The sequence below is a fragment of the Yoonia sp. genome, assembly GCF_036007805.1.
GTDB lineage: Bacteria > Pseudomonadota > Alphaproteobacteria > Rhodobacterales > Rhodobacteraceae > Yoonia.
The window spans coordinates 1-7,005 of sequence record NZ_DASYOK010000005.1; the positions used below are offsets into that span (position 1 = coordinate 1).

The 7,005-nt window shown below is 59.1% G+C and carries 6 protein-coding genes; 1 reads left to right on the forward strand and 5 read right to left on the reverse strand.

Features of this window, described 5'->3' with window-relative positions; translation table 11 throughout:
• The 5 genes from VGP75_RS00130 to hemA all read right to left on the reverse strand — a co-directional run.
• Window positions 1-725 (reverse strand): aminotransferase class I/II-fold pyridoxal phosphate-dependent enzyme (locus VGP75_RS00130; RefSeq protein WP_327541712.1); only part of this gene is annotated, 725 nt, incomplete at its 3' end.
• Between the two features lie 62 nt (window positions 726-787).
• Window positions 788-1,444, reverse strand: coding sequence for a hypothetical protein (locus tag VGP75_RS00135; RefSeq protein WP_327541713.1), 657 nt, complete (start codon window positions 1,442-1,444; stop codon window positions 788-790).
• 7 nt (window positions 1,445-1,451) lie between these two features.
• The gene (gene ispG, locus VGP75_RS00140; RefSeq protein ID WP_076658169.1) at window positions 1,452-2,573 is read right to left on the reverse strand and encodes a flavodoxin-dependent (E)-4-hydroxy-3-methylbut-2-enyl-diphosphate synthase; all 1,122 of its coding nucleotides are present in this window, start codon (window positions 2,571-2,573) and stop codon (window positions 1,452-1,454) included.
• Between the two features lie 77 nt (window positions 2,574-2,650).
• On the reverse strand, window positions 2,651-3,847 hold the full coding sequence (locus VGP75_RS00145; protein ID WP_327541714.1) for a helix-turn-helix domain-containing protein: 1,197 nt from the start codon (window positions 3,845-3,847) through the stop codon (window positions 2,651-2,653).
• Window positions 3,848-3,963: 116 nt separating this feature from the next.
• The gene (gene hemA, locus VGP75_RS00150; RefSeq protein ID WP_327541715.1) at window positions 3,964-5,187 is read right to left on the reverse strand and encodes a 5-aminolevulinate synthase; all 1,224 of its coding nucleotides are present in this window, start codon (window positions 5,185-5,187) and stop codon (window positions 3,964-3,966) included.
• 302 nt (window positions 5,188-5,489) lie between these two features.
• Here hemA and VGP75_RS00155 point away from each other — a divergent pair, with 302 nt between their 5' ends.
• Window positions 5,490-6,863 carry a M20/M25/M40 family metallo-hydrolase gene (locus VGP75_RS00155; protein ID WP_327541716.1) on the forward strand — a complete coding sequence of 458 codons (1,374 nt, stop codon included), beginning with the start codon at window positions 5,490-5,492 and terminating at the stop codon, window positions 6,861-6,863.
• Window positions 6,864-7,005 lie beyond the last annotated feature (142 nt).

Consider the following 7,005-nt stretch of genomic DNA (forward strand, 5'->3'; position numbering starts at 1 on the left):
GGGACGATCATCCAGCCCACGCGCCAACCGGTCATTGAGAAATACTTGGAAAAGGAATTCACGACATAGACGTCATCGGTGACCTGCAACGCCGAGACAGGGGCCACATCATAATCAATCCCGTGATAGATCTCGTCCGAAATGAACGCAGCACCCTGTGCCGCACAGGCCGCCGCCAGATCCGCCAGACCGTCCCGATCCAGCATTGTCCCCGTCGGGTTCGCGGGCGATGCGACGATCAACCCGTCCAGATCATGCGCTGCCACATCGGCAGGTGCCGGCTGAAAACGTTGTGCAAATGTCGTGGGAATATCAATCGGGGTCAGGCCCACGGCCCGCAATATCTGGCGGTAGGACGGATAGCACGGCGTGCCCAGCCCGACCCGCGCGTCATTGTCAAACAACGCCGAAAACGCGAGCAGGAAAGCACCCGACGCCCCGCTGGTGATCACCACGCGCGCCGGATCAAGCGTCACCCCGTACCAATCGGCGTAATGCTTTGCGATCCGCGCTTTCAACTCCGGCAGCCCCAGCGCCACCGTGTACCCCAAAGGGTCCGCCATATCCTGAACCAATCGCGCCTTCGCCGCCTCCGGCGCACCGGTGCCCGGCTGGCCCACTTCCATATGGATGATATGCCGTCCTGCCGCCTCGGCCTGACGCGCGGCCTCCATCACGTCCATTACGATGAAAGGATCGACATTCCCTCTGTCTGAGCGTCGCATAGCCTGCCTCTTATGTTTGGGTGCCTGTTTGCCCCTGTCAGGCGGTCAAGGTCAATGGCCCGCTAGAAGGCCGCCGATAGCGGCACCAGAAAATCATGGATTTGCCGCACCTTTTGCGCCACTTGCGCGCCGATCGCTGCGGGATCGGCCACGTCACTGGACCATGCCGCACCGACGGCCAAAGTTGCATTGATCGCCATCACAGGCATCCGGCACAGGCCCGCGTCACAATAGGCCACAACAGGTGCCTGATTGGGAAAAGGCGGCTGCACCTGACAGCTGACCGCACCGGTCGGTGCCAGCGCACAGAGGTAATCCTCCCCACGCGCCACCGTCATGTTGGGATTATGGACCGCCGCCAGATGTGCCGCTGCCGCCTCTTGCGCTTCGGCAAGGGCATCAGGCCAGAGCGCAACGCGCAAATCGCGCAGAGCAATCCCCGCCGCCGCAGGATCATAGGTAACCGCAGCGACCACAGGGATCGGATTGCCGCGCCCGTCCACCGCCAGATCACGTACATCACGACAAAGGGTCTGCGCGGTAAGCAGCAAGGGCGCACCATCAAACCCTTCGGCGCGCAGCACAATGCCACCCCGATAGGTGACACCATCGCCGCCGGTCAGGCCGAAATCCACAAAACGGTAAAAATCAGGGCAGGTTTGCGCAGATGCGGCAGAACTGCCCAGCAGCAAAACCAGCAAGACAAGGATGCCGCGCAACCTGCCCCTACTCCGCCGCTGCGGCTTGCGCTTCCAGTTCAGCGGCCTTTTTCTCGACCTGTTCGACGATATGGTCGACCATATCCTCGTTGGACTGCTTGTGGCTCTGCTTGCCCGCCAGATAGACCATGCCCGATCCGGCACCGCCACCGGTAAAGCCTACATCGGTCATCAACGCCTCACCCGGGCCATTCACAACACAGCCGATAATCGACAGCGACATGGGCGTTTTGATATGCTCCAGCCGCTTTTCCAGCGCCTCAACCGTTTTGATCACGTCAAAGCCCTGACGCGCGCAGGACGGACAAGAGATAATGTTCACACCACGGTGGCGCAGGCCCAAAGATTTCAGGATTTCATAGCCGACTTTCACCTCTTCGACCGGATCGGCAGAAAGGCTGACACGGATCGTATCGCCGATTCCCATCCACAGAAGGTTGCCCAGCCCAATCGCCGATTTGATGGTGCCAGAGGTCAGACCACCCGCCTCGGTGATCCCCAAATGGATCGGCGCGTCGGTGGCATCAGCCAGTTGCTGATAGGCGGCGGCGGCCATGAACACATCAGAGGCTTTGCAGGAAATCTTGAATTCGTGGAAATCATTGTCTTGCAGGATTTTGATATGATCCAGCCCGCTTTCGACCATCGCATCGGGACAAGGCTCGCCGTATTTATCCAGCAGATGCTTTTCCAGCGACCCCGCGTTGACGCCAATCCGGATGGAACAATTATGGTCGCGCGCAGCCTTGATCACCTCTTTGACGCGCTTTTCATCCCCGATATTGCCGGGGTTAATTCGCAGGCACGCAGCCCCCGCCTCGGCCGCTTCGATGCCGCGCTTATAGTGGAAATGAATATCGGCCACGATCGGCACAGACACTTCGCGCACAATCTCTTTCAAGGCGGCGCTTGATGCCTCGTCCGGCACAGAAATACGCACGATATCGGCACCTGCATCGGCTGCGGCCTGCACTTGGGCAATGGTCGCTTTGACATCTGTTGTCAGCGTGTTCGTCATGGTTTGCACGGTAATCGGCGCGTCCCCCCCGACAGGCACATTACCCACCATGATCTGGCGCGACTTGCGGCGGTAGATGTTACGCCACGGGCGGATGTGGTTCAGGGACATGGCGGATCGACTTTCAGATGCGTTAGCGTTGCGCCCAACCTATGTCGGCAGACGCACATCATCAAGCGACAGTCGCGCTATTCCTCTGCGACAACCTCGGCAAAATTCACGATTTCGGCCAGATCGTCATCCGCGCTCAAATCCGCAATGGCATAGGTCTGTGTCAGGTTGTCGGTGCTCAGCGCCACATTCGACGTCACCACGCCCGATGGGCCGACAGGGCCGTAGTGCACACCGTTGACCGCAAAGTACAAAGCACCGCTTTCACCCACACGCAGCGTTGCGGGCTCTTCGGTCGCGGGCACAACAAAGTTCTGCCCCGGCTCCATCACGCCCTCGTAGATGATTGTACCGTCGGCAGCCCGGATCCGGACCCATGCGGGACGCACAGCGACAAGCTGAAGTTCAGGCACGTCGGGCTCGACCACCTGCACGGGTGGCAAGGTTTCGGTGTCCACCGTTTCTGCCAACTGCAAATCAGGTGACAAGGCGCGGTCTTCCTGCGGCAGGATTGCGCCAATGCTGTCACGTCGCAAAGTGGAAATCGGCGCATCACGCGCAACCAGCACAGGCACGTCCAACGCCTGAGGGCGATAAAGCCGGTCTAGGGACTGCGCGGAAGGCGCTTCAAATCCGGCCAAGGCATCGCTCGGCTCGATCGCATTCGTCGCACCGGCCAGCGGATCAAGGTCCGAGACAACAAATGGTGTCTGCTCTACGGGTGCAAATTGCACCTTCTGCACTTCCTGCAATACGGTCCATCCGCCAAAGCCCAGACCGGCAATCAGCGCGACCAGCACCAGAACAGAGCCAATGGCACGCGGTTCGATCCCGGCCAGCATCGCGTCACTTGCGGGAATAAACGGGGTCGCGGAGGCAGAAAAAATATCCTTGCCCAGCGGCACACCCGCAGGGTCATAGGTCTTGCCTTTCAGGGAAGAGGCTTCGGCCGACATGCCGTGGGCCGTGGCAAAACCGCTTTCGGCACAAAAACCGGCAAAAACCTCTTCAGGGTCCATGCCAAGATAGCGCGCGTAAGAGCGCACATAACCCGCAATAAAGCCGGGCGTATCAAAAGCAGAAGGGTCTGCATTCTCGATCGCAGCAATATAGGCGGCTTTGATTTTTAGCTCGCGCTGCACATCCAACAGGCTTTTGCCCATTGTCGCGCGTTCGCCACGCATCACATCGCCCAAGCGCAGGTCGTAGGCGTCAAAGCCTCTTGCCTCTGCGTCCTCCGACGCGTCCGCACGCTTGAAGGTCTTCCCGATCATCGACTGTCCCGTCGCTTACTGCCCCTAAGCGCGTACCGTTCAACGAATCGAAACAAAGCCTGCGCCTATCAAGACGTTAGCACGTCACAAAGAGTTATGCACAGGTGTATATAGTGTTAACCGGCCAACTCAGCACGATTCAGCGCACAATGTGACCATAAACCGTCCAAAGCGCCTACCAATGCATCCATTTCGCGCGGCCCATGGACAGGCGACGGGGTAAACCGCAAACGCTCGGTGCCGCGCGGGACCGTCGGGAAATTGATCGGCTGCACGTAGATGCCGAATTCGGACAAGAGCATATCTGACAGCTTTTTGGTATGCACCGGATCACCTACGATCAGAGGTACGATATGGCTGCCGTGATCAATGATCGGCAGGCCCATCCCCTTCAGGCGCAGTTTGAGGATCTTCGCCTGGGTCTGATGCTGGGCGCGCAGCGCCTGATCTGTCTTCAGATGCGCGACCGAGGCCGCAGCCCCCGCTGCAACAGCAGGCGGCAGCGATGTCGTAAAGATGAACCCCGGCGCGTAAGAACGTATCGCATCACACATTTTCGCGCTGGCGGCAATGTAGCCACCCATCACACCATATGCCTTGGCCAAGGTGCCGTTGATGATATCGATCCGCCCCATCAGACCATCACGCTCGGCTACGCCTGCCCCGCGCGGGCCATACATGCCCACTGCATGCACCTCGTCGATATAGGTCAGCGCACCGAATTCATCGGCCAGATCGCAAATGTCGCGGATCGGTCCGAAATCACCATCCATCGAATAGATTGATTCAAACGCAATCAGCTTTGGCGCATCAGGATCATCAGCGGCCAGCAGTTCGCGCAGATGTGCCACGTCATTGTGGCGGAAAATCCGCTTGGCGCCCCCGTTGCGGCGCACACCTTCGATCATCGAGGCATGGTTGAGCGCATCTGAATAGATAATGAGGCCCGGGAACAGCTTTGGCAAAGTGCTCAGCGTCGCATCATTCGCTATATAGGCCGAAGTAAACAGCAGCGCCGCGTCCTTGCGGTGCAAATCGGCCAGTTCGGCCTCCAGACGCTTGTGATAGACTGTCGTGCCCGAGATATTGCGTGTCCCGCCAGACCCCGCGCCAGTGGCCTCGATCGCCTCATGCATGGCGGCCAGAACAACAGGATGCTGGCCCATGCCAAGATAATCATTCCCGCACCAAACGGTGACAGGCGCCTCTGATCCATCAGGCTTACGCCACGTCGCATGCGGGAATTGACCGCGTTTGCGCTCGATATCAATGAAGGTCCGGTAGCGACCCTCGGTATGCAACCGTTCGATCGCTGTGTCCAACTTGGCGTTATAATCCACGTCTTTCGTCCTCTTTGTCGGAACAAAAGCCACTTTATGTAGCGGTTTTTGAATCGTTCTAAGCGTCATATAGGGCACAACCGCGTCGGACAAGCCGTTACAAAGTGTCACCCCCCATTCCTAACCTTTTTGGACAGCATCCTCCCCCCATTCATTGATCTGCATCAACAACTTTCCATGTCTCCTCAAACTTCGGGGTGAGCGCCGAAGGCGCGAGGGGCAGCGCCCCTTTCCACGCCCCCCATTGACCTTACGCCGGTTTCCGACAACCCTGCGCCAAAATCCTAAATATGAGGCCCGACATGACCCTAGACCCCGTCCTCGCACGGATCGACGCCGATCTGCCCCAAGCCACAGAGCGCTTGTTTGAATTGCTGCGCATTCCCTCCATCTCGACCGATCCCGCCTATAAGGCAGATTGCGATGCAGCAGCTGACTGGCTGGTGGCAGATCTGAAATCCATCGGTTTTGACGCCTCCAAGCGCCCGACACCCGGACACCCGATGGTCGTCGGCCACACAGGCGGCGACGGGCCGCATGTGCTGTTCTACGGCCACTATGACGTGCAACCTGTTGATCCGCTTGAACTTTGGGACAACGACCCCTTTGATCCCCGCATCGAAGAGACGCCAAAGGGCAAGGTCATCCGCGGACGCGGCACCGCCGACGACAAAGGCCAGCTGATGACCTTTGTCGAGGCCTGCCGCGCATGGAAAGCCGTGCACGGCACCCTGCCCGCGAATATCTCGATGTTCTTTGAGGGCGAAGAAGAATCCGGCTCGCCCTCGCTGACCCCGTTCATGGAAGAGAACCGCGACGAGCTGACCGCCGATATTGCCCTGATCTCGGACACCTCGCTCTATGACGAAAACACGCCTTCGATCATGACGCAACTGCGCGGTCTCTTGGGCGAAGAGCTGACCATCACCGGGCCAAGCCGGGATCTGCATTCGGGCATGTACGGCGGGATCGCCATGAACCCTGCCCGCGTGCTGGCGCGCATCATCGCAGCGCTGCATGACGACGAGGGGCGGATCACCGTGCCCGGTTTCTATGACGGCGTGCCCGATCTGTCCAACGAGCTTGCCGCCGCATGGGATGACCTGAAATTCGACCACGAGAATTTTCTGGCCAAGGTCGGCCTGTCCGAGCCCGCAGGCGAAAAAGGCCGCCGCCCGCTGGAAATGATCTGGTCGCGTCCCACCTGCGAAGTGAACGGTATCTGGTCGGGCTATACCGGCGATGGTTTCAAAACGGTGCTCCCGTCCAAGGCCTCGGCGAAAATCAGCTTCCGGCTTGTCGGCACACAAGATCCGCACAAAATCCGCAAGGCCTTCCGCAAAATGGTGCAAGACATGCTGCCCGCCGATTGCAGTGTCAGCTTCAAAGACCACGGCGCGAGCAAGGCCTCTGTGATGACCACGACACATCCGGCCTTTGCGCAGGCGCGCAAGGCGCTCTCGGATGAATGGCCGAACGCAGCGGCCTTTACCGGCGGCGGCGGGTCGATCCCGATTGCAGGGCACTTCAAGGAAATCCTTGATATGGACACGATGCTGATCGGTTTTGGCAAAGACGACGACGGGCTGCATTCCCCGAACGAGAAATTCGATCTGTCGTCCTTTCACAAAGGCATCCGCAGCTGGGCACGTATCCTGCACGCGATGACAAGCTAATATAGCGCGGGGGCATGATCCGTTTGACATGCCCCCGCATTCGCCCATGATGGCACCATGAGCAACACTTCACGCCCCCCGTATATGAGCACATCCCCCTATCACCCGGCCGCTGACCGTTATGACAAAATGGTCTACCGCC